This window comes from Martelella sp., assembly GCF_984369615.1.
This window is the reverse complement of the sequence record NZ_CFHTCS010000531.1, coordinates 1-2,163: the sequence shown is the minus strand read 5'-3', so window position 1 is coordinate 2,163 and position 2,163 is coordinate 1. Positions and strand designations below refer to the sequence as shown.

Annotated in this window: 3 protein-coding genes; all 3 read right to left on the bottom strand. The window is 63.9% G+C overall.

The annotated features are described in order from the left end of the window. The coding region (locus tag AC5DC2_RS23310) for an ABC transporter permease (RefSeq protein ID WP_491700206.1) at positions 1 to 681 on the bottom strand (681 nt) is incomplete at its 3' end. Further along, positions 681 to 1,640 (bottom strand): ABC transporter permease, encoded by a 960-nt coding sequence (locus AC5DC2_RS23305; protein ID WP_024708124.1) that lies wholly within the window; start codon positions 1,638 to 1,640, stop codon positions 681 to 683. The genes AC5DC2_RS23305 and AC5DC2_RS23310, both read right to left, overlap by 1 nt. A 33-nt stretch (positions 1,641 to 1,673) precedes the next feature. Beyond that, a partial coding sequence (locus AC5DC2_RS23300) for an ABC transporter substrate-binding protein (RefSeq protein ID WP_491700205.1) occupies positions 1,674 to 2,163 on the bottom strand: 490 nt, incomplete at its 5' end.

Genomic DNA, 2,163 nt, shown 5'->3' with positions numbered 1-2,163 from the left:
GAGGGAGGCCTTGGGCGGTTGGGTGCCGAGGCCGAGAAAGGAATGCCCGGCCTCCGTCAGAAGCGCCCAGGCGAGCGCCAGCGTCACCTGCACGGTGAGCGGCGCGACCAGATTGAGCAGCATGTGGCGCGAGAGAATATAGCGGCGCGACGAACCGAAGGTGCGCGCGGCATCGACAAATTCGCGGGTCTTCAGCGACAGCGCGGGCCCGCGCACCACGCGGGTGAAGATCGGCGTGTAGACAAAGGCGATCGCCATCACGCTCGTCCATGTGCCGGGGCCGACAATGGTGATGATCAGGAGCGCCAGCAGGATCGCCGGAAAGGCCAGCAACACATCCATCATCCGCATGATCGCGCCATCCCAGTAGGCGCCGAACCAGGCGGCGGCCAGGCCCAGAACGATGCCGGCGACGGTCGCCAGCGCCACGGAGGCGAAGGAGACGATGAAAGACTGGGCGATGCCGATCATCAGGCGGCTCGCGACATCACGGCCGAGAAGGTCGGTGCCCATCCAGTAGGTCGCGTTCGGGGCGTGCAGCCGGTCGATGCGGAACTGCATCAGCGGATCATGCGGCGTGAGCCCGACAAGGCCGAGCACCGCAATGATGACGTAAAGCGCGACGATGGTGCCGCCGATGCGGCCGCTCGGATGGGCGAAGATGGAGCGCAGGAGCTGCATTACTTGCCTCCCAGCCGGATGCGCGGATCGAGCGCCGCATAGGCGAGATCCACCAGCAGATTGACGATCATGAAATTGAAGGCGATGAAGAGGACGCTGCCCTGCACCAGCGCGTAATCACGCTGCAGGATCGCTTCCAGCACGGTGCGCCCGAGGCCCGGAAGCGCAAACACCTGTTCGACGATGACGGCGCCGCCCAGAAGATAACCGAACTCGACGCCCGAGACGGTCACCACCGGGATCAGCGCATTGGGCAGCGCGTGGTGCCAGATAACCGAACGCGCCGGCACGCCCTTGGCGCGCGCCGTGCGGATGTAATCGTCGGAGAGAATATCGAGCATCGCCGAACGGGAGATGCGGGTAACGGCGGCGGCGAAGGCAAAGCCGAGCGTCAGCGCCGGCAGGATCATCTGCGCGAGGTTCTTCAGCGGGTCTTGCCAGAGCGGCGTGAACGTGCCCATGGCGGGCAGAACGCCGAACCAGACGGATAGCGCATAGATCGCCAGCAACGCGACGACGAAACTCGGCGTCGACTGGCCGACCATGGCGACGATCCGGACGATGAGATCGGACGGCCTTTCCGCATGGGTGGCGGCATAGATGCCGGCCGGAAGCCCCACGGCCAGCGCGACGATCATGGACAGAAGCGCCAGCTCTAGCGTCAGCGGAAAGACGCGCAGGATAACCTCCATCACCGGACGGCCATAGGTGACCGAGATGCCGAGATTGCCGTGCAGCACGCCGCCGAGCCAGTGCCAGTACTGGCCGAACCAGCTCCGGTCCATGCCGAAATAGGTTTCCAGTGACGCCCGCTGCGCCGGCGTCAAAAGGCCGGCCTCGGTTCCCAGCATCGCCGTGATGGCATCGCCGGGAACCAGTCGGATCGAAACGAAGACGAGGACGGATACCCCGAGCATGACCACAGGAAAGGTCACCAGTCGCCGGGTCAGGTAGTTCATGTTGTATGCGCCTCCCGTCTTCTCTGTTTCGGCTTATTCGCTGACGGTGACAGCGGAAAGTCCGAAGAGCGAGCCCGTCGGATTGGCCTCAAAACCGCTCACCTTGTCGTTTGCCGCCGTGTAGCTGTAGCCGGTGTAAAGCCAGATCCAGGGAGAGACTTCGGTAAGGTGCTTGGAGAATTCGGCAAAGATGTCCTTGCGCTTTGCCGGATCGGTCTCGACGCGGCCTTGTTGCATCAGGCTGTCGAGCGTGTCGTCGCCGTAATGGGCGACATGGGCGAGGTTGCCGTCCTTTGTCCAGTAGCGGTTATACATGGTATAGGGGTCGGTGCGTCCGCCGTTCAGCGCCACGGCCATGTCGAAATCGCCCTTCAGCCAGCGGTCGATATAGACGTTGAGTTCCATCATCTCGATTTCGAGGTCGATGCCGATTTCGCCGAGCTGCGACTGGATCACCTGCGCTTCGGCGGCTGCCGTCGGCGGCTCGCCGGTCGCCGCCATCACCTTGGCGGAGAAGCCGTCC